The organism is Xanthobacter sp. ZOL 2024 (assembly GCF_052932325.1).
Genome location: NZ_CM128808.1, coordinates 3,208,294 through 3,229,547, shown reverse-complemented (window position 1 = coordinate 3,229,547; position 21,254 = coordinate 3,208,294). Strand labels below are relative to the sequence as shown.

19 protein-coding genes are annotated in these 21,254 nt (G+C 68.7%); 14 read left to right on the top strand and 5 right to left on the bottom strand.

Annotated elements, in window-relative coordinates; genetic code table 11:
- The first annotated feature begins 48 nt into the window (after positions 1-48).
- Entirely contained in the window at positions 49-1,002 is a 954-nt protein-coding gene (locus ACU4E7_RS14750) for a ribose-phosphate pyrophosphokinase (RefSeq protein WP_447019283.1), read from the top strand.
- A gap of 97 nt (positions 1,003-1,099) precedes the next feature.
- On the opposite strand, the gene ACU4E7_RS14745 is transcribed toward ACU4E7_RS14750, so the two are convergent.
- Positions 1,100-2,035: a LysR family transcriptional regulator gene (locus ACU4E7_RS14745; protein ID WP_447019282.1), complete on the bottom strand. Its 936-nt coding sequence runs from the start codon at positions 2,033-2,035 to the stop codon at positions 1,100-1,102.
- Positions 2,036-2,157: 122 nt separating this feature from the next.
- Here ACU4E7_RS14745 and ACU4E7_RS14740 point away from each other — a divergent pair, with 122 nt between their 5' ends.
- Entirely contained in the window at positions 2,158-2,859 is a 702-nt protein-coding gene (locus tag ACU4E7_RS14740) for a pirin family protein (RefSeq protein WP_447019281.1), read from the top strand.
- A 94-nt stretch (positions 2,860-2,953) separates the two neighbouring features.
- Here ACU4E7_RS14740 and ACU4E7_RS14735 read toward each other — a convergent pair whose 3' ends face one another.
- The gene (locus ACU4E7_RS14735; protein ID WP_238121732.1) at positions 2,954-4,294 is read right to left on the bottom strand and encodes a dicarboxylate/amino acid:cation symporter; all 1,341 of its coding nucleotides are present in this window, start codon (positions 4,292-4,294) and stop codon (positions 2,954-2,956) included.
- A gap of 271 nt (positions 4,295-4,565) precedes the next feature.
- Here ACU4E7_RS14735 and ACU4E7_RS14730 point away from each other — a divergent pair, with 271 nt between their 5' ends.
- Positions 4,566-6,440 carry a sensor histidine kinase gene (locus ACU4E7_RS14730; RefSeq protein WP_447019280.1) on the top strand — a complete coding sequence of 625 codons (1,875 nt, stop codon included), beginning with the start codon at positions 4,566-4,568 and terminating at the stop codon, positions 6,438-6,440.
- Positions 6,440-7,783: a sigma-54-dependent transcriptional regulator gene (locus tag ACU4E7_RS14725; RefSeq protein WP_447019279.1), complete on the top strand. Its 1,344-nt coding sequence runs from the start codon at positions 6,440-6,442 to the stop codon at positions 7,781-7,783. The genes ACU4E7_RS14730 and ACU4E7_RS14725 overlap by 1 nt, the downstream gene beginning before the upstream one ends.
- Before the next feature lie 137 nt (positions 7,784-7,920).
- Here ACU4E7_RS14725 and ACU4E7_RS14720 read toward each other — a convergent pair whose 3' ends face one another.
- Positions 7,921-8,688 carry a phosphatase PAP2 family protein gene (locus ACU4E7_RS14720; protein ID WP_447019278.1) on the bottom strand — a complete coding sequence of 256 codons (768 nt, stop codon included), beginning with the start codon at positions 8,686-8,688 and terminating at the stop codon, positions 7,921-7,923.
- Between the two features lie 207 nt (positions 8,689-8,895).
- Here ACU4E7_RS14720 and ACU4E7_RS14715 point away from each other — a divergent pair, with 207 nt between their 5' ends.
- From ACU4E7_RS14715 to ACU4E7_RS14670, 10 genes are all read left to right on the top strand, one after another.
- Positions 8,896-9,381 carry a YaiI/YqxD family protein gene (locus tag ACU4E7_RS14715; protein WP_447019277.1) on the top strand — a complete coding sequence of 162 codons (486 nt, stop codon included), beginning with the start codon at positions 8,896-8,898 and terminating at the stop codon, positions 9,379-9,381.
- A 132-nt stretch (positions 9,382-9,513) separates the two neighbouring features.
- Entirely contained in the window at positions 9,514-10,344 is an 831-nt protein-coding gene (locus ACU4E7_RS14710; RefSeq protein WP_238121728.1) for a tetratricopeptide repeat protein, read from the top strand.
- 12 nt (positions 10,345-10,356) lie between these two features.
- On the top strand, positions 10,357-10,620 hold the full coding sequence (locus tag ACU4E7_RS14705; RefSeq protein WP_238121727.1) for a hypothetical protein: 264 nt from the start codon (positions 10,357-10,359) through the stop codon (positions 10,618-10,620).
- A gap of 45 nt (positions 10,621-10,665) precedes the next feature.
- Positions 10,666-12,039: a ribosome biogenesis GTPase Der gene (gene der, locus ACU4E7_RS14700; protein WP_447019276.1), complete on the top strand. Its 1,374-nt coding sequence runs from the start codon at positions 10,666-10,668 to the stop codon at positions 12,037-12,039.
- A 135-nt stretch (positions 12,040-12,174) separates the two neighbouring features.
- Positions 12,175-13,218 carry a L,D-transpeptidase gene (locus tag ACU4E7_RS14695; RefSeq protein ID WP_447019275.1) on the top strand — a complete coding sequence of 348 codons (1,044 nt, stop codon included), beginning with the start codon at positions 12,175-12,177 and terminating at the stop codon, positions 13,216-13,218.
- A 2-nt stretch (positions 13,219-13,220) separates the two neighbouring features.
- Positions 13,221-14,135 carry a penicillin-insensitive murein endopeptidase gene (gene mepA, locus ACU4E7_RS14690; RefSeq protein ID WP_447019274.1) on the top strand — a complete coding sequence of 305 codons (915 nt, stop codon included), beginning with the start codon at positions 13,221-13,223 and terminating at the stop codon, positions 14,133-14,135.
- 28 nt (positions 14,136-14,163) lie between these two features.
- Positions 14,164-15,069, top strand: coding sequence for an alpha/beta fold hydrolase (locus tag ACU4E7_RS14685; protein ID WP_238121723.1), 906 nt, complete (start codon positions 14,164-14,166; stop codon positions 15,067-15,069).
- 173 nt (positions 15,070-15,242) lie between these two features.
- Entirely contained in the window at positions 15,243-16,292 is a 1,050-nt protein-coding gene (locus ACU4E7_RS14680) for a GHMP family kinase ATP-binding protein (protein ID WP_238121722.1), read from the top strand.
- Between the two features lie 31 nt (positions 16,293-16,323).
- The gene (locus ACU4E7_RS14675) at positions 16,324-17,550 is read left to right on the top strand and encodes an HAD-IIIA family hydrolase (protein WP_447019273.1); all 1,227 of its coding nucleotides are present in this window, start codon (positions 16,324-16,326) and stop codon (positions 17,548-17,550) included.
- Between the two features lie 11 nt (positions 17,551-17,561).
- The gene (locus tag ACU4E7_RS14670; protein ID WP_447019272.1) at positions 17,562-18,725 is read left to right on the top strand and encodes an AGE family epimerase/isomerase; all 1,164 of its coding nucleotides are present in this window, start codon (positions 17,562-17,564) and stop codon (positions 18,723-18,725) included.
- Between the two features lie 12 nt (positions 18,726-18,737).
- On the opposite strand, the gene ACU4E7_RS14665 is transcribed toward ACU4E7_RS14670, so the two are convergent.
- Together ACU4E7_RS14665 and ACU4E7_RS14660 are read right to left on the bottom strand one after the other, a co-directional pair.
- Positions 18,738-19,595, bottom strand: a complete 858-nt coding sequence (locus ACU4E7_RS14665; protein ID WP_447019271.1) for a glutamate racemase — start codon at positions 19,593-19,595, stop codon at positions 18,738-18,740.
- Between the two features lie 2 nt (positions 19,596-19,597).
- Positions 19,598-21,028: an exopolysaccharide biosynthesis polyprenyl glycosylphosphotransferase gene (locus ACU4E7_RS14660; protein ID WP_447019270.1), complete on the bottom strand. Its 1,431-nt coding sequence runs from the start codon at positions 21,026-21,028 to the stop codon at positions 19,598-19,600.
- Positions 21,029-21,254 lie beyond the last annotated feature (226 nt).

Sequence of the window (21,254 nt, the reverse complement as noted above, 5' to 3'; positions counted from 1 at the left end):
GAGCGTCCCAAGCCTTGAGAGACCCGCAACGCCGGGGCGGAGCGTCAGATGTCAGCGGAAAATGGTCCTATGAAGCTCGTCGCGGGCAATTCCAACCGCGCGCTCGCGGAAGCTATTGCCGCCTATCTCGCGACCCCCCTCACCAAAGCGGTGGTGCGGCGCTTCGCGGACATGGAGATCTTCGTCGAGATCCAGGAAAACGTGCGTGGCCAGGACGTGTTCGTCCTCCAGTCCACCTCGTTCCCCACCAATGATCACCTGATGGAGCTGTTGATCATCATCGACGCGCTCCGTCGGGCCTCGGCCAAGCGCATCACCGCGGTGCTGCCGTATTTCGGCTACGCCCGCCAGGATCGCAAACCCGGCCCGCGCACCCCCATTTCCGCCAAGCTGGTCGCCAATCTCATCACCCACGCCGGCGCTGACCGCGTGATGACCCTCGACCTCCACGCCGGGCAGATCCAGGGCTTCTTCGACATCCCCACCGACAATCTCTATTCCGCCCCGGTGATGGTGCGCGACATCAAGGAGCGGTTCGAGCTCTCCAACCTCATGGTGGTGTCGCCCGACGTGGGCGGCGTGGTGCGCGCCCGCGCCCTGGCCAAGCGCATCGACGCCCAGCTCGCCATCGTCGACAAGCGCCGCGAGCGCCCCGGCGAGAGCGAGGTGATGAACGTCATCGGTAATGTGGAAGGCCGCTCCTGCATCCTGGTGGACGACATCGTGGATTCCGGCGGCACCCTGGTGAACGCCGCCGAGGCGCTGCTCGCGCGCGGCGCCAAGGAAGTCACCGCCTACATCACCCATGGCGTGCTCTCCGGCGGCGCGGTGGCCCGCATCACCGCATCCAAGCTCAAGGAATTGGTGATCACCGATTCCATCCTGCCGACCGAAGCGGTCCGGGTGGCCCGCAACATCCGCGTGCTCTCCATCGCCGGCCTCCTCGGCGAGGCGGTGGCGCGGACCGCCCATGAGGAATCGGTCTCCAGCCTGTTCGACTGAACCGACGACACCGCGCAAGGCTGCCCCACGCTAAACCTCCGCCCTCCGGCGGAGGTTTTCTTTTGTCCGCGCCTCTCCGATGTGACGCGGCAGCGGCTCAGCCCGCCTCCGCCCAGGGCGCGGCGGCCAGGCGCGCGGCCAGAAAATCCACCACCACCGTGACCCGCGCCGGCTTCAGGCCACCCGGAGGCAGCAGAATGCTGAGATCCACGTCCGGCATCGACCAGCCGGACAATGCCCGTTCGAGCCGACCAGCCGCCAGATCCTGCCACACCATGAATTCCGGCTGCACGGCGATGCCCTGCCCCGCCAGCAGCATGGGCGTCAGCGCGTCGGCATTGTTGGCGCGCAGCGGCCCCGAAGGCGTCACCGTCTCGACCTCGCCGGCGGCATTCACGAAGCGCCAGCGGTCCGGGGCGGGCAGATAGGCATAGCCCAGGCAGCGATGGCTGTTCAGATCGCGGGGATGCTCCGGCCGCCCGGCGCGGGCGAAATAGGCCGGGGCCCCCACCAGCATGCGCCGCACGGTGCAGATGCGCCGCATCTTCAGGCTTGAGGCCGGCAGGCTGGCGATGCGCAGGGCCAGATCGAACCCGTCCGCCAACAGGTCCACCTGCGCATCGGCCAGATGCAGGTCGATGGAGAGCTTGGGAAAGGTCTCCAGCAACTCCGGCAACAGCGGCGCCACGTGGCGCAGGCCGAACGACATGGGAGCCGCCAGCCGCACCACCCCCTGCGGCTCCACGGATTGGGAGAGGGCCTCGGCCTCCGCCGCCTCCGCTTCCGCCAGCAGGCGCCCGGCGCTCACCGCAGCGGCCCGCCCGGCGGCGGTCAGCGAGAGATGGCGCGCGGTGCGGTTCAGCAGGCGGGTGCCAAGCCGCAGTTCCAAGCGGCCGATGGCCTTGGAGACCGTCGCCTTGGAGAGGTTGAGATCCGCCGCGGCACGGGCGAACGAGCCCACTTCGACAACCTTGGCGAAGATCGCCCAGGCTTCGAGATCCGGCAGGCGCTGTGGCATAGAAATGGAAACCATGGGTTTCGATTGTTTCCACTTTTGGCCCACGAGATCAATGCCATATTCCCTCCATGTCCAACGGGACCGGAAGCGCTGCCCGCGCCCTTGTGCGGCAACGCCAGCCGGGAGGAGTTCACCCCATGATCGACCTGCGTCCCTTCTCGCGTCTCGGCGGCGCCGACCACGGCTGGCTCGATACGAAGCACCATTTCTCATTCGCGGATTATTTCGACCCCAACCGCGTGCACTGGGGCAATCTGCGGGTGTGGAACGATGACGACATCGCCCCTGGCACCGGCTTCCCGCTGCATCCCCACCGCGACATGGAGATCATCACCTATGTGCGTGAAGGGGCCATCACCCACCAGGATGACCAGGGCAATCGCGGCCGCACCGAGGCCGGCGATGTGCAGGTGATGAGCGCCGGTGCCGGCATCCGCCACTCGGAGTATAATCTGGAGAAAGGTCCCACCAAGATCTTCCAGATCTGGATCATCCCCGAGAGCCGCGGCGGCGCGCCGCGATGGGACGCCCGGCCCTTCCCGAAGGGCGAGCGCTCCGGCCGGTTCGTCACTCTGGCGAGCGGCCGCGATGGCGACGCCGACGACGCCCTTATGATCCGCGCCGACGCGCGCCTCGTGGCCGCCACCCTCAAGGCAGGCGAGAGCGCAGTCTATGAGCCGGAGGCCGGTCGCCACCTTTATCTGGTGCCCGCCCGCGGATCGGTGGAGGTCAACGGCACGCCGGTGGCGGAGCGGGATGGCGCCGCCATCCGTGACGAGGCGCGGATCGAGGTGAAGGCGCTTGAGGATGCGGAAGTCATCCTGGTGGACGCCGCCTGACGACCTGCGAGAGACCCAAATACAAAACGGCCGGTGAGTGATCTCACCGGCCGTTCGTCGTGAACGCGAACCGTCTCCCGCAGGCCGATCCCTCTCAGTCCTCCGGACCGTCGGCGGTGGCGAGGGCCAGCTGGTCCGTGGCATCGGGTATCCGGCCCGACAACGCCGCGTTCAGCTGGTCGCGATCCAGGTCCTTCTCCCAGCCCGCCACCACGATGGTGGCCACCGCATTGCCGACGAAATTGGTGAGTGCGCGGCATTCCGACATGAAGCGATCAATGCCGAGAATCAGCGCCATGCCTTCCACCGGCACCGAGGGCACCACCGAAAGGGTGGCGGCCAGGGTGATGAAGCCGGCACCGGTGATGCCCGCCGCGCCCTTGGACGACAGCATGGCCACCAGCAGCAGCAGCAGCTGATCCCAGAGCGACAGCTGGATGCCCACCGCCTGGGCGATGAACAGCGAGGCCAGCGTCATATAGATGTTGGTGCCATCGAGGTTGAACGAATAGCCGGTGGGAATGACAAGCCCCACCACCGACTTACCGCAGCCGGCCCGCTCCATCTTCTCCATGAGGCTCGGCAGCGCCGCCTCGGAAGAAGAGGTGCCCAGCACCAGCAGCAGCTCCTCGCGGATGTAGCGCAGCAGCGCGAAGATGGAGAAGCCGTTGTAGCGCGCCACCAGCCCCAGCACGCCCACCACGAAAATGATGGAGGTGAAGTAGAACGTGGCGATCAGGAAGGCGAGATTCGCCACCGAGCCGATGCCGTACTTGCCGATGGTGAAGGCCATGGCGCCAAACGCGCCGATGGGCGCCGCCTTCATCAAGATCGCCACCAGCCGGAACATGGCCTGGGCCGCCGACTGCAGCACCGTCATGACCGGCTCGCCGCGCTCGCCGATGCCGCCAAGCGCGATGCCGAACAGCACCGAGAAGAACAGCACCTGCAGGATGTCGCCCGAGGCCAGCGCGCTCACCGGCGTGTTGGGGATGATGCCCATCAGGAAGCCGATGATGGACTGGTCGTGGGCCTTGGCGGCGTAGCCGGCCACCGCCTTGTGGTCGAGGGTCGCCGGATCGATGTTGAGGCCGGCGCCGGGTTGAATCGTATTGCCGACGATCAGGCCGATGATCAGCGCCAGGGTGGAGAAGGTGAGGAAGTAGATCATGGCCTTGCCGGCCACGCGCCCCACCTTGCCGAGATCGCGCATACCGGCGATGCCGGTCACCACCGTCAGGAAGATGACCGGCGCGATGACCATCTTCACCAGCTTGATGAAGGCGTCGCCCAGCGGCTTCATGTCCGCGCCGAGGCTTGGATAGAAGTGGCCGAGCAGAATGCCCGCGCCGATGGCGACGAGGACCTGCACATAGAGATGCTGATGGAGCCTGCGGGGCGCAGCAGGCGCCGCCGCCGGGAGCACTGGGGCCATGGACCGTTTCCTCCGCCAGCCGCGTCGCACCTCTTGTGTCGGGGGGCGTCGCAGCAGGATGGGTTGCGCAACGCTCGCGGGGGATTGCCTGCGAGCGTTGCGCTTTCGCAAGCCCCATGCCATGCGCCGGCCGGTGGCGCGCCACCGATAAGCCATTGAAAAAACGTTAACACCGCGAGGGTGGCGCCAGCAGCCTCGACTTTTCGTGTGGCCTGCCGCACAACTCGCCCCTCCTGCCGTGCGGAAATCCGCACATTTTGGATGTGCCCACGTGACGTTCTTTCGGTTTCGATCCGCCGGGCACGCCCTGGCCGCGCCGGGCACGGGCCGGGCCAGCCGGTGGACGCGCCTGCGCCCGGCGCTCGGCTTCATCGCGGTCGCGCTGGTGGCGCTGGTGGGCCTCGACCGGCTGGCGGTCTATGGGGCCGAGCGCCTGGCGCTGGCGCGGGTGCACGGGGAAGGCGTCTTCGCCGCCGACCTGCGCGTGGCCGCACTGCGGGCGGAGATCGAGAAGCAGCGCACCCTGCCGGTGGTGCTGGCGCAGGATCCGGACGTGCATGCGGCCCTGGACCACGGCGACGCCGCCAGCATCCAGGCCCTCGACAACAAGCTGCGGTCCCTCGCCACCGCCACCCGCACCGGCGTCATCTACCTGCTCGATCCCCACGGGCTGTGCATCTCGGCCAGCAATGCCGGCACCCCCATGAGCTTCGTGGGTTCGGATTATTCCTTCCGCCCCTATTTCGTGCGGGCCATGGCCGAGGGGGCGGCGGAGCATTTCGCCTTCGGCACCGTGAGCCTTCACCCCGGCCTCTACCTGACCCGGCGGGTGGACGGACCCGACGGCCCCCTCGGGGTGCTGGTGGTGAAGGCCGAGTTCGACGAGATGGAGAACGACTGGCGGCGGCTGCCCCTGCCGGCCCCCACCTTCGTGACCGACAACCATTCCATCGTCCTCATCACCAGCGAGCCGGCCTGGCGGTTCAGAGCACTGGGGCCGCTCGCCCCGGCGGAGAAAGCGGCGCTGCGCAACAGCCTCCAGTTCGGCGAGGCGCCGCTGGATCCGCTCCCCCTGCAGCCAGGCCCCGAGGGCGCCGACACCGTGCGCACCACCCTGCCCGGCGCCCGCACGGCCCAGACCTTCGTGGAAACCGAGGCGGCGGTGCCCACCACCGGCTGGACCCTGCACGTGCTCTCCCCCACCGCGCCGGCGCTGGCCCTCGCCGCCACCGCCACCCGCTCGCTGGCGCTGCTGCTGGGCGTGGTCGGCTTCGGCACCGCTGGCCTGGTCCTCACCCGGCGCCACCAGCTCAAGGGAGAGAAGGCCCGGGGCGCCGCGGCCCGCCGGGAGCTGGAGGAACGGGTGGCCACCCGCACCGCCGAGCTGCAGGATGCCAACGAGCAGCTGCGCGCCGAAATGGCTGAGCGGCGCCGCGCCCGCATCGCCCTGGAGGTGCTCCAGGACGAGCTGGCCCAGGCCTCCAAGCTGGCGGTGCTGGGCCAGATCGCCGCCAGCATCGCCCATGAGGTGAACCAGCCCCTGGCGGCCATCCGCGTGTTCGCCGACAACGCCGGCACCTTTCTCGACCAGCACCAGCCCGACGCCGCCCGGGCCAATCTCACCACCATCGCCGCCCTCACCGAGCGCATCGGCACCATCACCCAGGAGCTGCGCGCCTTCGCCCGCAAGCGCGCCCGCGACGTGGGGCCGGTGGAGGTGGAGGCGGCCATCAACGGAGCCCTGCTGCTCATGGGCTACCGCCTGCGCCAGCAGGACATCAGCTTGAGCGTGAAGGTGAACCCGCCCGAGCTTCGGGTGCGCGCCGATCGCGCCCGGCTGGAGCAGGTGTTCGTCAATCTCCTGCAGAATGCCGCCGAGGCGCTCACCGGACAGCCGCACGGCAACATCCACATCAGCGCCGGGCGGGTGGGCGGCGATGTGCGCATCGTGGTGGCGGACGACGGCCCGGGCCTGCCCGCGGAAGTGATGGAAGCGCTGTTCCTGCCTTTCACCACCACCAAGCCCAATGGGCTCGGGCTGGGCCTGGTGATCTGCCAGGACATCATCCGCGAATTCGGCGGCGCCATCACCGTTGAAAACGACCACGGCGCCCGCTTCACCCTCACCCTGCCGGAGGCCCACTAATGGACGTCGCCTTCATCGATGACGACGAGGTGCTGCGGGCGGCCAATGTCCAGGCGCTGATGCTGGCGGGCCTCACGGTAGCGGCCTATGGCTCGGCCGAGGCGGCACTGGCCGAGCTCGATGCGGATTTCCCCGGCGTGGTGGTGAGCGACGTGCGGATGCCGCGCATGGACGGGCTCACTTTGTTCCAGAAGCTGAAGCGCCTGGATGGCGACCTGCCGGTGATCCTCATCACCGGCCATGGCGACATCGCCATGGCGGTGGAGGCGATGCGCGAGGGCGCCTATGACTTCGTCGCCAAGCCCTACCCCATGGAGCGGCTGCTGAGCGCCGTGCGCCATGCCCTCGAAAAGCGGCGTCTGGTGCTGGAGAACCGCGAACTGAGGCGACAGGCGGAGGCGGCCAGCGCCGACCTGCCGCTGCTCGGCATCGGTCCGGCCATGGACCGGCTGCGGCAGGTGCTGCGCCAGCTCGCCGACGCGGATGTCGATGTCCTGGTGGAAGGCGAAACCGGCACCGGCAAGGAAGTGGTGGCGCACACGCTGCACCGCTGGAGCCGGCGTGCCGGCCAGCATCTGGTGGCGGTGAATTGCGGCGCCCTGCCCGAGGCGATGATCGAGAGCGAATTGTTCGGACACGAGGCCGGTGCCTTCACCGGCGCGGTGAAGAAGCGTGTGGGCCGCATCGAGCACGCCAGTGGCGGCACCTTGTTCCTGGACGAGATCGAGGCCATGTCGCCGGCGCTGCAGGTGAAGCTGCTGCGGGTGCTGGAGGCGCGCGAGGTGCAGCCGCTCGGCACCAATGAGATCCGGCCGGTGAACCTGCGGGTGGTGGCGGCGTCGAAGGTCGACCTGATCGACCTGGTGCGGAAGGGGGATTTCCGGGAGGATCTCTATTACCGCCTGCACGTGGCGGCCGTGCACGTGCCGCCCCTGCGCGAGCGGCGGGAGGATCTGCCGGTGCTGTTCGGCCATTTCCTCGGCCAGGCGGCCCAGCGCTTCGGTCGCGAGCCGCCGGCGCTCACGGCGGCGGTGCGTCACCATCTGGACACCCACAGTTGGCCCGGCAATGTGCGCGAGCTGGCTCATTTCGCCGAGCGCGTGGCCCTCGGCCTGCCCGGTCCACGCAGCGCCCCGCCGCCCGCGGACGCAGACCTCGCCAGTCCGTTGCCGTTGCCGGAGCGCGTGGAGGCATTCGAGGCGGCGGAGATCCGCGCCGCCCTGTCGGCCACCCGGGGCGACGTGCAGGCGGCGGTGCGCACCCTCGGGATTCCGCGCAAGACGTTCTATGACAAGCTGCGCCGGCATGGCATCGACCAGGCCAGCTACCGGCCCGACCGCTGACGGCACCTAGGCCGGTGGCACGCCCGGCCCAGGTTCGAGCGGCATTTCGAGCCAGGTGGATAGCGGCGCGGCGACGAGACGGCGCTCATTCCATACGCGAGCGCCTTTTCACGGCTGTCCGGACCACCCGAAAGGCCTCAGGCGTCGGTCTCCTCGCCCCGCGGGGTTTCCACCTCACCCGTGTGCTGCAGCCACAGCATCACCAGCCAGCACAGGCAGGCCCACGCCGCGCCCAGCATCCAGCCGCCGAGCACGTCGGTGGGCCAATGCACGCCCAGATAGATGCGGCTGACGCCGACGATCACCGTCAGGGTGGCGGCCACCGCCAGCAGGAACACCTTGACCCGGGTTCGCGCCTGGGTGCGCGCCAGCAGCGCGCCGAGAGTGAGATAGACCACGGCGGAGAGCATGGCGTGGCCGCTGGGGAAGCTCTGGGTGTAGACCGCCACCCCGTGCGGCACCAGATCCGGCCGCGGCCGATCGAAGCCCCACTTCATCACCTGCGACAGCGCCGTTCCACCGGCCACCGACACCGCCACCAGCAGCGCCGCGTGGCGCTTGCCGGTCATCATCAGGAACGCCAGCACCACCAAAGTGAGGAGGGTCAGCACCCCGGTCGAGCCCAGGGCGGTGAAGTCCCGCATCATCTCTTCGAACCAAGGCGGGCCGAGGGGATCGGAAAGGTTGTTGGGATCGCGCAGCGCCAGCAGGATCGAGCGATCGAGGCTCCCCGCGTCCCCTTCCAGCACCTCGTCCGCCACCTTGACGAAGGCGTAGAGCGCGCAGGCCGTGAAGCCCAGGGTCGCCAGCGTCATGCGCTCCATGTGGCTCACCGAGGCGAGCAATGGGCCGAGCACGGGGATGGATTCGAGGCGGCGGCGGCCGCGGGTGATCAGCGAAGTCATGCGCCCAGGGTTGGCGCGCGCCGACGCCGCCGTCAACAGGGCCGATGCGTGCCGCCAGCCTTTGCCCCGCGCTTTTCCAGACCGATGCGGACACGGCGCCACATACCCTTAGGTCAGAAACCAAAAGGCGCGGCGCACCCTGATCGTCCACCCACCCTCGCGGCGCTCGCCCTTGCGGCGCGCGCCTGCAGCTGCCATGTGGGCCCCATGATCGCCCGCACCACGCCCATCGCCCTTTATATCGACGCCGATGCCTGCCCGGTGAAGGCGGAGGCCTACAAGGTGGCCTGGCGCCACGGCATTCGCGCCCATGTCGTGGCCAACACGGCGATCGCGGTGCCCCAGGATCCACTGATCCTTCGCGTCGTGGTGCCGAGCGGCCCCGATGCCGCTGACGATTATATCGCTGAGCGGGTCTGTCGCGGCGACGTGGTGGTGACCGCCGACGTGCCCCTGGCCGACCGCTGCGTGAAGGCCGGCGCCGATGTGATTAGCCCCACCGGTCGCCCCTTCACCCGCGATTCCATCGGCATGGCCCTGGCCACGCGCAATCTGATGGAAGATCTGCGCGGTGCCGGACTTGCCACCAGTGGGCCGCCCCCCTTCTCCGCGCGCGACCGCTCCACATTCCTGGAGAAGCTCGATCTCGCCATCGTCCGCCTCAAGCGCGCCGGCTTCCAGACCGGCCTGTGAGAACCAGCGACAGCGCCCCTCCGCACGCCGCTGCCCACAGGATCTGCGCTGAGGGTTTGCCACGATGAAGCCGCATGGATAGGTTACGCGCCCACTGCCGGTACGCCGGCACTTTGTAGCCGCGGACCGCCGATGACCGATATTTTTCACGAAATCCAGGAAGACCTGCGCCGCGAGCGCCTGCGCAAGCTGTGGGACCGGTTCGGCGCCCTCATCATTGCCGCGGTGGTGCTCGTCATCGTCGCTGCGGGAGCCTGGAGCGGCTATCGCTATTGGCGCACCCAGCAGGCCATCGCCGCCGGCGCGGAATTCCAGCAGGCGGTCACCCTTGCCGATGCCGGCAAGTTCGCCGAGGCCGAAGCCGCCTTCGAGACCATCGCCAAGACCGGCCCCGAGGGCTACCGCGCCATCGCCGCCTTCCGTGCCGCCGGTGCCGCCGCCGCCCGCGACCCGGCAGCCGGCGTGGCCGCGTTCGATGCCATCGCCGCCAACCGCAGCGTGGAGCCGCTGCTGCGCGACATGGCCCAGCTGCGCGCGGGCATGATTCTGCTCGACACCGCCGATCTCGGCGAGGTGAAGAAGCGGGTGGGCGACCTGGCCGCCGGCACCGGCGCCCTGCGCAATTCCGCCCGTGAGGTTCTGGCCCTCGCCCAGCTCAAGGCCGGCGATTCCGCCGCCGCCTACAAGACCGCCACCGACATTACCGAGGATGCCGGCAGCGCGCCGGGCGTCCGCTCGCGCGCCGACCTGATCCGCCGCATCACCGCCGAGGCCGCAGCGCCCGCCGCACCTGCTACCGCGCCCGCCACTACCGGCGGCACCGCGTCCAAGGATGCTGCGCCCGAGGATGGTGCGTCGAAGGCTGCTGCACCGGCGACGGCTCCGGCCGCGCCTGCTTCACCGATGCCCGCCGCGACGACGCCCGCCGCGACGATGCCTGCCGCGCCGCCTGCGGCCCAGTAAGAGAGGCCCGCCATGAAGTCGTCATCCGGCCTGCTGCGACCACTGCGTCTGGCACTCGTCCTCGGTCTCGCCCTCACCGCCACCGGCTGCGAGACCCTGGAGAAGTTCAATCCCTTCGAGGAGAAGGAAAAGCCCCTGCCCGGCGAGCGCCATGCGGTGTTCCCGACCGGGGTGCCCGGTGTCGACTATTCAACAGGCCCCGGCCAGCCCACCAACGCCAACGCCCCCATTGATCTGCCTGCCCCGTCGGCATCCGGCGCGACCTCCTCGCGCTGACCCTGTGCCGACGTCGGCGATGGCCCTGCTTTTGAGCCTCTTTCCATGAGCTTTACCCTGGCCATCGTCGGCCGCCCCAATGTGGGCAAGTCCACCCTGTTCAACCGCCTCGTGGGCAAGAAGCTCGCGCTGGTGGACGATCGTCCCGGCGTCACCCGCGACCGCCGCGAAGGCGAGGCCCATCTGGGCGATCTCACCTTCCGCATCGTCGATACCGCCGGCCTGGAAGAGGCGAGCGCCGCCAGCCTCGAGGGCCGCATGCGGGCCCAGACCGAGGCGGCCATCGGCGATGCCGATGCCATCTTGTTCCTCATCGACGCCCGGGTGGGGCTCACCCCCACCGACCGGGCCTTCGCCAGCCTGGTGCGCCGCTCCGGCAAGCCCACCATCCTGGTCGCCAACAAGAGTGAGGGACGCGGTGGCGAGGCGGGTGCCATCGAGGCCTTCGCTTTGGGCCTGGGTGAGCCGGTGCCGTTCTCCGCCGAGCATGGCGAAGGCCTGTCTGACCTCTACGACGCCATCTGCGCCGCTCTGCCAGAGCAGACCAAGCTGCCGGAAGACGAGGACGAGGACGAAGAGGCGGATGCCGGCGAGGCCGATGACGGCGCGCCCAAGCGTCCCATCAAGGTGGCGGTGCTGGGGCGGCCCAATGCCGGCAAGTCCACCCTCATCAACCGCCTGCTGGGCGAGGATCGCCTGCTCACCGGCCCGGAAGCCGGCATCACCCGCGATTCCATCGCCGTGGAGGTGACGTTCCACGGCACCCGGCTGGAGGTGTTCGACACCGCCGGCCTGCGCAAGCGCGCCCGCATCGACGACAAGCTGGAGAAGCTCTCCGCCGCCGATGCCCTGCGGGCCATGAAGTTCGCCGAGGTGGTGGTGGTGCTGATCGACGCCACCCGCCCGTTCGAGGAACAGGACCTGCGCATTGCCGATCTGGTGGCGCGCGAAGGCCGCGCCGTGGTGATCGGCTACAACAAGTCGGACCTCATCGCCCGTGGCGGCCTCGCCACCCGGCTGCGGGAGGAAGCGGACCACCTGTTGCCGCAGCTGCGGGGCGTACCCATCGTGGCGCTCTCGGGCCTCACCGGGCATGGCCTCGACAAGCTGGTGGACGCCATCGCCCAGGCCCACAAGGTGTGGAACAAGCGCGTCGCCACCAACCCGCTCAACCGCTTCCTGCAGCAGATCGTCGACAACCACCCGCCGCCGGCGGTGTCGGGACGCCGCGTGAAGTTGCGCTACATGACCCAGCCGAAGGCCCGCCCGCCATCGTTCGTGCTGTTCTGCTCACGGGCCGATGCGCTTCCGGAAAGCTATATCCGCTACATCACCAATGCCCTGCGGGAAACCTTCAATCTGCCGGGCGTGCCGATCCGCCTGACCCTGCGCCAGAAGGACAATCCCTACGCCGACTGAGCCGTGTCTGCAGCGGCGCGGCCGCAAGGGCCTCCTTCAGGGCACCGCAAGGGCATGATGGGTGGCGAATGGAGAGACGGCATTAAGCTCTCGACGGCATAATCGCGCGGATTTCGCCCCTGCGGAGACCGCTTGATGTCCGTCGATTCGCCGTCCGTGCCTGCGCCCTCCAGCCGTCCGAAGCTGGCGCACGGCTTCAGCCGCCGCCGCTTTCTGCAGCTCGGCATGGCGCTGAGCGGCGGCTTCGCCCTCGACGCCCTGTGGCCGGTACAGGCCGCTGATGATCCGGACCTCGCCGCCATCGCCGCCCTCAAGCCGGGCCAGTATGTCTGGCATCCCGAGCGGGCGCCGGAGGGCTTCGTGGCGGTGGTGGTGAACCTCGACGATCAGCGCGCCTATGTCTATCGCAACGGCGTGCGCATCGGCGTGTCCACGGTCTCCACCGGTCGCGAGGGGCACGACACGCCCACCGGCGTGTTCACCATCCTCGGCAAGGATGCCGATCACCACTCCTCCATCTACAACAACGCCTCCATGCCGTTCACCGAGCGCCTGACCTGGTCGGGCGTGGCGCTGCATGCGGGCGGCCTGCCGGGCTATCCCTCCTCCCACGGCTGCGTTCACCTGCCGCTCGCCTTCGCCAAGGAGCTGTTCTCCATCACCCATGTGGGCACGCCGGTGATCATCGCCGACAACCACACCGCGCCGCAGGATGTGCTTCATCCCGGCCTCATCATGAGCGAAGGGCTGGAGCAGGAGCTGGCGGTGAATGCCACCGGCGCCGGCGCGCCGGAGGACATGGCGGCGGCCGAGACCGCGGTCGCCATGGTGGCGAGCGCCGCCGACAAGTCCCTCACCGTGCTGCGGGGCGGCCAGGTGGTGCTGCAGGGCCCCATCGCCATCGCTGATCCGAGCGCGCCCCTGGGCAATGTGGTCTACGTGCTGGCCAGCCGCGATGGCACCCCGCGCTGGAGCGCCATCTCCTACGAAGGCAACGCCGCGCCCGCCGGAGAGGCCGCGCAGGCGCTGGCCCGCATCACCGTGGATCCCTCCATCAACCGCCAGGTGGCGAGCCTCATGCACCCTGGCGCCACCTTGCTGGTCACCGATCTTCCGGCCCATCCGGGCACCCGCACCGGCCGCGATTTCGTGGTGCTCACCCACAAGATGGTGAGCTGAGCATGGCGCCAGCCTCGCCCGGCCGCCTCCGGCGCGCCCTGCGGCTCGGCGCCGCCACGCTGGCGACGCTGCTGGCGACGGGCGCCCACGCCGAGCAGGCGCCGCCCGCCAAGGAATTGTTCGGACGCGCCCGGGCGCCCGCCAGCGAATTCCTGCCGGAAGCCATCGGCTTCTACTCCAAGGGATGCCTGGCCGGTGGCGAGGCCCTGGCCATCACCGGGCCGGAGGCCAACGGGCCCCTGTGGCAGGTCATGCGGCTTTCGCGCCATCGCAATTTCGGCCACCCGCAGTTGATCGCCTTCCTCGAACGGTTCGCCCAGAAGGTGCCCCAGGTCTCGGGCTGGAGTGGAATTCTTGTCGGCGACATGTCGCAGCCGCGTGGCGGCCCCATGCTCACTGGCCATGCCTCCCACCAGATCGGCCTCGATGCCGACATCTGGCTCACCCCCAGCCCCGGCCGCGTCCTGACCACCGAAGAGCGGGAGAAGATCTCCGCCACCATGATGGTGCGCGCCGACCGGCGCGACATTAACCCGGCGAACTGGCGCCCGGACCATTGGAAGGTGATCCGCGCCGCCGCCACCGATCCCGGCGTCGAGCGCATCTTCGTCAACGCCGCCATCAAGAAGGCGCTGTGCCGGGATGCTTCGGGTGATCGCGCCTGGCTCGCCAAGGTGCGCCCCTATTGGGGTCACGACTACCACATGCACGTGCGCCTGGCCTGCCCCACCGGCAATGCCGACTGCCGGCCCCAAGAGGCGCCGCCCCCCGGTGACGGCTGCGGCAGTGAACTCGACTGGTGGTTTTCCGACGCGGTGCTGCACCCCAAGCCCGACAAGGAACCCGCAAAGCCCAAACCGCCTTTAACGCTCAAGGACCTGCCGCCCGCATGCGCGGTGGTCCTCAACGGGAAATAGGGCCGAAACGCCAACCAGGGAGCCCGCCATGGCCGACCTCTCCGATCTCTTCCCGGGCTTTGCCTCCCATTATGTGGAAACCAAGGCCGGCCGCATCTTTCTGAGGCAGGGGGGCGAGGGGCCGCCGCTGCTGCTGCTGCACGGCTACCCCGAGAGCCATGTGATGTGGCACCAGGTGGCGCAGCGCCTTGCCGAGCACTTCACCCTGGTGATCCCCGACCTGCCCGGCTACGGCTGGAGCGCGGCGCCGGAACCGGGCCCGGACCATTTCCCTTATGCCAAAAGGGCGATGGCGGCGGCCATGGTGGAGCTGATGGAGCATCTCGGCTTCGCCCATTTCAACCTCATGGGCCATGACCGCGGCGCCCGGGTGGGCTACCGCCTCGGCCTCGACAATCCGGGCCGGCTCGACCGCCTGGTGCTGCTCGACATCGCCCCCACCTACATCATGTGGCACAAGATGGACCGGGCGCGGGCGCTGCAGGTCTATCACTGGTCGTTCCTCGCCCAGCCGGCACCGCTGCCGGAGAAGCTGATCTCCAGCCGATCCGATTTCTATCTCGAATGGACGCTGGCGAGCTGGACCGCCACAAAAGACCTCTCCGCTTTCGACGCCCGCGCCCTCGCCTATTACCGGGCCGCCTACGCCTCGCCGGACCGGCTCCATGCCATGTGTGCGGATTATCGCGCCGGCGCCACCCTCGATCTCGCCCATGACGAGGCCGACATCGCTGCCGGCCGCACCCTCTCCTGCCCCACGTTCCTTGCCTGGGGAGAGGCCGGCATTCCCGGACGCGGCGCCAATCCGCTGGATGCCTGGCGGGTGCTGGCGCCGGAGGTGACCGGGGCCGCGGTGCCCGGCGGCCACTTCATGTGCGAGGAGGCCCCCGGCCCCACCCTTGATACGGTGCTGCCGTTCCTCACCAAAGCTTGACGGCATCGCCAGCCATCGGCATTGCCTAGGGTCAATGTCGATGGCTGGCGCGCCGACCTAGAATGGCAGCCTGAGTTCCGTCTTTCCGATTTCTGCCGACCACTCCCCCAAGATCGCTCCCAAGAAACGCTCCCAAGAAACGTTCCCAAGAGTCGCACCTAAGGATCGCACCCATGGCCATCGGCGATGCGCTCAACGTCCGCGCCCGTGCTCCCCTCCGCCTCGGCCTTGCCGGGGGCGGCACCGATCTGTCGCCGTATTGCGACGAGTTCGGCGGCAATGTGCTGAATGCCACCATCGACCGCTTCGCCTATGCGCATGTTCGCACCAACCGCATCGGCGCGCTGGTGCTGCGCGCCCGGGACGTGGGCACCGAAGAGGTGCTGGAGCCGAGCCTGGATCACCCCATCCGCGAGGGATTGATCCTGCATCGCGCCGTCTACACGCACATGATGCGGACCTATTGTGACGGGGTGGCGCTGCCGCTCACCATGTCCACCACCATCGACGTGCCGGCCGGTTCCGGGCTCGGCGCCTCCTCGGCGCTGGTGGTGGCCTTGATCGAGGCGTTCCGCTACGCGCTCCACCTGCCGCTGGGCCCTTATGACGTGGCGCGCCTCGCCTTCGAGATCGAGCGCGAGCATCTCGGCCTTGCCGGCGGCCGGCAGGATCAGTATTCGGCCGCCTTCGGTGGGGTGAACTTCATCGAATTCCTGCCGTCCGATCGGGTCATCGTCAATCCACTGCGTATTCGCCGTGAGTTCCTGAACGAGTTCGAGGCCTCCCTGGTGATCTGCTTTACCGGCCAGTCGCGCCAGTCGGAGACCATCATCAAGGAACAGGTGGCCGGCCTGAAGCAGATGGACACCAAGACCGTCGAAAACATGCACAAGCTGAAGCAGGACGCCATCGAGATGAAGCTCGCGCTGCTGCGCGGCGACATTCGTGGCACCGCCGAGATCCTCGGCCGCTCCTGGGCTGCCAAGAAGGCCACCGCCGCCGGCGTCGCCACCGCGGCCGTGGACCGGCTGTATGACGAGGCGATGGCGGCGGATGCGTGGGCCGGCAAGGTTTCCGGCGCTGGCGGCGGCGGCTTCCTGATGTTCCTGACCGACCCGGAGAACGCCTATCGCCTCAAGCAGGTGCTGAACGCCGCCGGCGGCCAGGCCAGTTCGGTGAAGTTCACCTTCGAGGGCGCCGAAGGCTGGCCGATCTGCCTGTGACCGGCGGCACGCGAAAGAAGGGGTGGGGATCGTGGTGAAGCAGTGTGTCATTCTCCTTGGTGGTCTCGGCACGCGCCTCGGCGCGCTCACCGCCGATACACCCAAACCCCTGCTTCCGGTGGGTGACATTCCCTTCGTCGAGGTCCTGATCGCCGAGGCGCGCCGGCGCGGCTTCACCCATTTCCTGCTGCTTGCCGGCCACCGCGCCGAGGTGGTGCGGGACTATATCGACAGCACCGACGTACGCGGCCGCTTCGATGCCACGGTGGAAATCGCGGTGGAGCCCACCCCGCTCGGCACCGGTGGCGCCCTGGTGAACGCCCTGCCGCTGCTGAACGACACCTTCCTGCTGCTCAACGGCGACACTTGGTTCGACTTCAACTGGCTGGATCTGGTGGCCACCACCCTCGATCACGGCGCCGATTTCGGCATGGCGCTGCGGCTGGTGGAGCAGCCGGACCGCTATGAGACCATCGTTCTGGAAGGCGCGCGGGTGCGCGCCGTGCGGCCGCGCGCGGCCGGGCTGGCGCGGGCGCTCATCAATGGCGGCGTCTATGTGCTGCGCCGCGCCTGCCTGGAGCGGCTCGCCATGCCCTCCTCGCTGGAGGCGGACCTGCTGCCCGCCCTGGTGGCGGAGGGGCGCATGGCCGGCGTCTCCTATGACGGCTTCTTCATCGACATCGGCATTCCCGAAACCTATGCGGCTGCCCAGACCTCCGTGCCAGCGCAGCGCTGCCGGCCGGCGGTGTTCCTCGATCGTGACGGCGTGCTGAACGTGGACACCGGCTATGTCCACGCGCCGGAAGACTTCACCTGGATCCCCGGCGCCAAGGCGGCGGTGAAGCGCTTCAACGACCTCGGCTATTACACCTTCGTCGTCACCAACCAGGCGGGTGTCGCCCGCGGCTATTATGACGAGGCGCAGGTGGGGCGCCTGCATGCCTGGATGCAGGAGGAACTGCGCGCGGTCGGCGCCTCCATCGACGACTGGCGCTACTGCCCCTACCACCCGGAAGGCACGGTGGAGCGCTACCGGCAGGTCCATGATTGGCGCAAGCCCGCGCCGGGCATGCTGCTGGACCTCTTGGCCCACTGGCCTGTAGACCGCGCCCACGCTTTGCTGATCGGCGACAAAGGCTCGGATCTCGAGGCCGCTACCGGTGCCGGCATCCCCGGCCATCTGTTCACCGGCGGCAACCTGCTGACATTCGTTGAAGGACTGCACCCCGGCGCCGCCCACCCGGCCCCCAACCGCTGAAGGCCTGCCCGATGTCCACCGTCGTCGCCTCGTCCGCCGTGGCCAGCCTGGCCGACCTCGCCGCCGATGCCCGCGGCTGGCTGCTGGATGTGGCGGCGCCGCTCTGGTCCACACGCGGCCGCCTGCCCAAGGGCCTGTTCGTAGAGCGCCTGTCACGCACCGGCGAACCCGATGACGCCCCACGCCGGCTGTTCGTGCAGGCGCGCGATGTCTATTCGTTCGGCGAGATCGGCCGGCTCGGCTGGAACGGGCCCTGGCGCGCGCTCGCCAACACGACGGTGGATTATCTGCTCGCCCATGGCCGGCGCGCCGATGGCCTGTTCATCCACTCCTTCACCACCGACGGTGCGGTTCATGACGCCCGCGCCGACCTCTATGACCAGGCGTTCATGCTGTTCTGCCTCGGCCACGCCTCCAAGGCGCTGGACCGCCCTGAACTGCTCGACGTGGCGGAGGCGCATTATGCGGTGCTCGCGGCGACCCATGCCCACCCCGCCGGCGGCTTCGTGGAACGGGACATTCCACGCCCGTTCCGCCACCAGAACCCGCACATGCATTTCTTCGAGGCCTTTTCGGCTTTGTATGTGCTGAGCGGCCGGCCGCAATGGAAGGCCCGAGCCGAGGCCATGGCCGGGCTGTGCCGCGACCATTTCATCGACCCGACGAGCGGCGCGCTGCTCGAATATTTCACCGACGACCTCGCGCCGGCCCCCGGGCTGGACGGCACTCTGGTGGAGCCGGGCCACTGCTTTGAATGGGCGTGGCTGTTCGAGGGGCTGGAGCTGTGGGGCTGGCCCGGCGCCGCCGGCATCTCCGATCGCCTCACCGCCTTCGGCCGCACCTTCGGCATCGACCCGGTGCGCAATGTCGCCATCAACGAGGTGACCACCGCCGGCACCGTGCACAAGGCCACCGCCCGGCTCTGGCCGCAGACCGAGCGCCTCAAGGCGGCGCTAGCCCGCCTGCGCCGGCTCGGCACCGCCGCCGAGGCCGAGGAAGCGCGGCGCGCCTATACCGGCCTCAAGCTCTATCTCGACATGCCGGTGCCTGGCACCTGGCAGGATGTATCCAATCCCGATGGCAGCTGGGTGGAGATGCCGGCGCCCGGCTCCTCGCTCTATCACATCACCTGCGCCATGGCGGAGCTGATCGACACGGTGGACGGCCGCCCCTGAGGCGCGCCGCCATCAGCGGTGGTCGGCCAGAGCCTGAAAGACTACCGGGCGACCATAGAAGCGGGTGGCGATCTGCCCCGCGCGGGCCGGATCGCCGGTGGTGAGGAACACCCGCCGCCCACTGCCGGTGGCCGCAAAGTCGGGATGGCGCTCCAGATAGGCCAGAAGGCTGCGCGCGGTGACCTCCGGCTGCGACAGGATGCGGGTCGTTGCCGGCAGGGCCGCGCGGAACACCGGCTCGATCAGCGGATAATGGGTGCAGCCCAGGATGCACACATCGGGCAGCCGGCCATGCATCTGTGCCGCCAGCTGCCCCACATAGGCCTCCACCGCCGCGCGCAGCACCGGCTCGGGTGCATCGGCCTCGATCAGCGGCACCAGATCCGGACAGGTCTGCTGCCAGACGTCGACATGGGCGGTGCGTTTGTGGATCTCGCCGGCGAACGCGCCACTCTCCACCGTATGGCGGGTGGCGAACACGGCGACGGCGACCTGCGCGGCGGCGGGGGGGCGCGGCACTGGCACGGCATCGGCCACCCAGGGCACCCCGGTCACCTCCTCGACCACCGGCACGATGACCCCGAGCACCCGGTGATGCGGATGGGCGCGCGGCAGCCAATTGCGCTGCAGCCGGCGCAGGCCGTGGGCGGCAGCGGTGTTGCAGGCCAGGATCACCAGCCGGCAATTGGCCTCGAACAGCCGCTGCACCCCTTGCACGGTGAGGGCGTAGATGTCCCCCGCCGCGCGGTCCCCATAGGGTGCGTTGGCGTGGTCGCCGAGATAGACGAGATCATGGGCCGGCAGCGCCCGATCGAGGGCGCGCATCACCGTGAGGCCGCCACTGCCGGAATCGAAGATGCCGATGGCCACGCTCAGAACACCCCGGGGCCGGCCATGCCTTTGGTGATGGTGAGGAGCATGATCCGCAGGTCCAGCCAGATCGACCAGTTCTCGATGTAATAGAGATCCAGCGCCAGCCGGCGCTCGGCCTTCTCCACCGACTGGATTGGGCCGCGCGACCCGTTGATCTGGGCCCAGCCGGTGATGCCGGGTTTCACACGATAGCGCGAGACATATTGCTGGATCGCCTCATAGACCACGTTCGGCGACACCAGCATATTGGGCACGTGGGGCCGCGGGCCGACGATGGACATGTCGCCCTTGAGCACGTTCAGGAGCTGCGGCAGCTCATCGATGGAGGAGGCCCGCAGGAAGCGCCCGACGCGGGTGATGCGGGGACTGTCGCGGCTGGTGCCGGCCGAGCCGTCATCCGTCAGGTCCACGGTCATGGAGCGGAACTTGTAGACCATGAAGACCTTGTTGTTGCGACCCACGCGCGGCTGCTTGAACAGGATGGGACCGGGCGATTCCAGCTTGATGGCAAGGGCCGCCGCCAGCAGGATCGGCGAGGTGATGAGGAGGCCGATCGTGGCGACCACATAGTCCTCGATCGCCTTCATGAGGCCCAGGGAGCCCTTGAAGGGCTGCTGCTGCACCTGCAGCGCCGGCTCGCCCGCCACCATGGTCAGGTTGGCATAGTTCAGCGAGAAGCTGCGCGGATCGAGCTCGACGATGACATCGACGGCAATCTGGTGCAGCTGGCTCACCACGGCGCTGATGGCCGCCGGCTCGGCCCACGACTTGGTGACCACCACCATGTCGACGTGCTCGTCCTTGGCGTATTCGAGCAGTTGCGCGATGCCGCCGCGCTCCGGCGGATAGGGTTTGCCGGTCACCTCGGAGAGCACGGGGGCGCCGTCGCCCTCCGTCCCGCCGTCATCGGTGAAGATGCCGACGAAGGACATGAGGCCCTTGGCGCCTTCCTCCTCCTCGTAGCGATCCACCAGCGCGCGCGCCCTGTCGCGCTCACCGAGCACCGCCACGTGGCGCCGCAGCACCGCCTTGCGGCGGACCAGCACCATGCCGAGCCGCACCAGCACCAGGCGGCCGAACAGCAGCGCCGCAGCGGTGACCGCGCCCCAGCCCATGAGGGCCTTGAAGTTCGTCGCCTCGGTCGGAATGAGCGCGTAATAGCAGACGCCGACCACGAAGCCGGCCGGCACGCCGCCCACCACCACGTGGCCGATCTGCCGCCGCAGGCGCGAATAATGCTCAACCCGGTAAGCCCGTCCGAACTGCAGGATCTGCACGAAACTGAAGATGCCGATCAGCCACAGAATGCCGATCTGGCTCCAGGACAGGAAATCCCACGCCACATGCGCGATGATCGCCGCCAGGAGCGACATGACCACATCGCACACGATAACGAAGCGATTGATGAGCCCGTGGGTCCAACGTGTCATAGTTGTGATGTCCAGCCCGCCCAACCGTCTGTGCGATGGTGCTTTATGGTCAACTTCTGCTTAATCGGCGCTGGAGCGTCAAGGGTAACCGGCCACTCACTTTAAGCTTTGCTTAACGCGACGGGACGCGGCGGCGCCGGTCCGGCGCTGGACGCCTCCGGCGCGAAGGTTCACACTCGCGCTGTCCACGGGCGACATTTGCCGCAGGACAGGTTTTCAGCATCCA

What these genes read in the sequence shown, in the direction of transcription:
- ACU4E7_RS14740 (WP_447019281.1), top strand. Translation starts at nt 2,158, where the DNA reads ATGATCGACCTGCGTCCCTTCTCGCGTCTCGGCGGCGCCGACCACGGC.
- ACU4E7_RS14685 (WP_238121723.1), top strand. Translation starts at nt 14,164, where the DNA reads ATGGCCGACCTCTCCGATCTCTTCCCGGGCTTTGCCTCCCATTATGTG.
- ACU4E7_RS14715 (WP_447019277.1), top strand. Translation starts at nt 8,896, where the DNA reads ATGATCGCCCGCACCACGCCCATCGCCCTTTATATCGACGCCGATGCC.
- der (WP_447019276.1), top strand. Translation starts at nt 10,666, where the DNA reads ATGAGCTTTACCCTGGCCATCGTCGGCCGCCCCAATGTGGGCAAGTCC.
- ACU4E7_RS14705 (WP_238121727.1), top strand. Translation starts at nt 10,357, where the DNA reads ATGAAGTCGTCATCCGGCCTGCTGCGACCACTGCGTCTGGCACTCGTC.
- ACU4E7_RS14680 (WP_238121722.1), top strand. Translation starts at nt 15,243, where the DNA reads ATGGCCATCGGCGATGCGCTCAACGTCCGCGCCCGTGCTCCCCTCCGC.
- ACU4E7_RS14670 (WP_447019272.1), top strand. Translation starts at nt 17,562, where the DNA reads ATGTCCACCGTCGTCGCCTCGTCCGCCGTGGCCAGCCTGGCCGACCTC.
- ACU4E7_RS14710 (WP_238121728.1), top strand. Translation starts at nt 9,514, where the DNA reads ATGACCGATATTTTTCACGAAATCCAGGAAGACCTGCGCCGCGAGCGC.
- ACU4E7_RS14660 (WP_447019270.1), bottom strand. Translation starts at nt 21,028, where the DNA reads ATGACACGTTGGACCCACGGGCTCATCAATCGCTTCGTTATCGTGTGC.
- ACU4E7_RS14745 (WP_447019282.1), bottom strand. Translation starts at nt 2,035, where the DNA reads ATGGTTTCCATTTCTATGCCACAGCGCCTGCCGGATCTCGAAGCCTGG.
- ACU4E7_RS14735 (WP_238121732.1), bottom strand. Translation starts at nt 4,294, where the DNA reads ATGGCCCCAGTGCTCCCGGCGGCGGCGCCTGCTGCGCCCCGCAGGCTC.
- ACU4E7_RS14725 (WP_447019279.1), top strand. Translation starts at nt 6,440, where the DNA reads ATGGACGTCGCCTTCATCGATGACGACGAGGTGCTGCGGGCGGCCAAT.
- ACU4E7_RS14750 (WP_447019283.1), top strand. Translation starts at nt 49, where the DNA reads ATGTCAGCGGAAAATGGTCCTATGAAGCTCGTCGCGGGCAATTCCAAC.
- ACU4E7_RS14695 (WP_447019275.1), top strand. Translation starts at nt 12,175, where the DNA reads ATGTCCGTCGATTCGCCGTCCGTGCCTGCGCCCTCCAGCCGTCCGAAG.
- mepA (WP_447019274.1), top strand. Translation starts at nt 13,221, where the DNA reads ATGGCGCCAGCCTCGCCCGGCCGCCTCCGGCGCGCCCTGCGGCTCGGC.
- ACU4E7_RS14720 (WP_447019278.1), bottom strand. Translation starts at nt 8,688, where the DNA reads ATGACTTCGCTGATCACCCGCGGCCGCCGCCGCCTCGAATCCATCCCC.